This window comes from Streptomyces sp. NPDC002309, from assembly GCF_053593375.1.
Genome location: NZ_JBSFCI010000103.1, coordinates 1 through 2,304, shown reverse-complemented (window position 1 = coordinate 2,304; position 2,304 = coordinate 1). Strand labels below are relative to the sequence as shown.

The 2,304-nt window shown below is 69.6% G+C and carries 1 protein-coding gene; it reads left to right on the top strand.

Going from position 1 to position 2,304, the window contains the following annotated elements:
* The coding region (locus tag ACWCPM_RS34685; protein ID WP_450980242.1) for a hypothetical protein at positions 1–2,304 on the top strand (2,304 nt) is incomplete at both ends.

Below are 2,304 nucleotides of genomic sequence, written 5' to 3'. Positions count from 1 at the left end.
TCAACCTGGCCAGCTACTACTTCGAGAAGTACGACATGGGCTACATCATGGGCATGCTGGCCCATGAGATCGGCCTGCACCCCCTGGCCTCACGGGACACGAACATCCCCGACGAGGAGGCGATGTTCGAGGGTGTGCCGCTGGCGGTGCCGGGGCTGACGGGCCTCAAGAACCCGCGCACCATGAGCACGGAGGGCGCCGGGCAGGCCGACCACATCATGGCGGCGTTCCCCAGCAGCACGAGGCACCGCACGTACCGCGACATCGTCGCGCGGATGGCGCACGTCCTGGCGGCGGAGGCCGAGGCCGGCGAGGAGGGCGCCAGGACCAGGGACGTCACGGATCTGATCGACTGCTACCTGATGGACCTGGCCACGATCGCGGTCACCAACGACAACCGGAAGAGCGCGGCCTGGGAACCCCGCAACACGGCGCGGGTCTACAACGCCTACAAGGAGATGTTCGCCGCCCAGCTCGCGGAGGACAGCCCGGTGCGGCCCCTGCTCCCCGCGGACAAGGGCATGTTCGGCGTCACCAACAACTTCCTCGGCCTCGGGACCAGCTTCACGTTCAACAACCAGGGCGACAGCATCCAGACGGTCGGCCCGCGCCTTCCCCACCCCGGCACCGCCACGGAGCCGTCGACGAACGCCCGGAGGCCGATCGGCCGGCGCGACAACCGCCCCCGCATCGTGGTGCGCTCAGGCTTCGACGCGCGCCGGTTCTCTCACGGGGGCGAGCAGGTCACCGACCTGACGGTCAGGCTGGCGCTGCGTGGCCCGGAGGATCAGGTCTCTCAAGTCCGAGACCAACTGAGTGCGGGAGTAGGAGAGTTCCTGAACACCCCCGCCCATCGTCTGCCGAACGGTGACCGTCTGCATGTGACGGTGGAGTACGTCGACCCCGCCGACAGCCCCCACCTCACGGTGGACCTGGCGGGCCGGGACCGCGCGATGGACCAGAGCACATGGTGGGCGGACGCCGACCCGGTCCACTTCGTCCATGAACTCACTCACCAGCTGGGCCTGCGCGACGAGTACCGTGACGTCGGCTCCCCGCACCGCCCGCACATCCCCGGCAGCCTGCTGGGCGATCTGAACGCGGGCCCGGAGGACTCCTCCCTCGCCGTGAACGGCCTCCGGGGCCGCCACCTCGCCCTGCTGGGCGCACTGATCGGCAACGTGGCGCCCGCTCCTCGGCAGGACACCGATCAGACCTGGGAAGCGGCCCGCACGGCCACGCCGCCGGTCACCCGCGCGTCCGTCTGGGTCGACCCCGTCTCCCTGCCCCGGCCGGCCGACGGCACGACGGCGGCCGGCGACGTCCCGGCCCGTATGCCGCAGTCGGCCACCCTCACACCGTTCAGGTCGGGCCGCTTCGAGTTCACCAACCTGAAGCACACGAACGAGAGGTACCGCGACAAGGCGGTCCGGATCATCGAACTGCTCAATGACCATCCGACGATCCGGGACTACATCGGCACCCGTCCCTGTCGCATCACGCTCCACCTGCGCACCACGGAGACCCCCGCCGACGTGACCGACCTGGGCGACGAGGGCGTTCAGATCAACCTGGCCAGCTACTACTTCGAGAAGTACGACATCGGCTACATCATGGGCATGCTGGCCCACGAGATCGGCCTGCACCCCCTCGCCTCCCGCAACCGGGACATCCCCGACGAGGAGGCGATGTTCCGGGGCGTACCGCTGCCGGTGCCCGGGCTCGGCGACCTGAGGACGCCGCGCACCATGAACACCGACAGCGCGGGCCAGGCCGACCACATCATGGCCGCCTTCCCCAGCAGCACCCGGCACCGGATCCACCGCGACCTCGTCCTCAAGATGGCCGACATGCTGGCCGAGTCCGCACGGGACGGCGTGGAGGGAGCCAAGGCCAAGGACGTCACGGACCTGATCGACTGCTACCTGATGGACCTCGCCTCCATCGCGATCACCAGCGACTACCGGATGAACGCGGCCAAGGAACCCGGCAACACCGCCAAGGTCTACAACGCCTACAAGGCCCTGCTCGCCCAGCACATGGCCGAGGACAGCCCCGCCCGTCCCCTGCTGCCCGCCGACAAGGGGCTGTTCGGCGTCGTACGGGACTTCGCCCAACTGGCCACGAGCCTCGCGACCAACAACCGCGGTGACAGCATCCAGCAGCCCGTCGCCACGGAGGAGGAGGCCAGCCCCCGTCTTCCGCAGCACGCCGGGGCGCCCACGCAGCAGGTGTCGCCTCCTTCCCCGTCCCGGCGCGACAGCCGCCCGCGTTTCGTGGTGCGTTCGGGCTTCGACGCGCGCC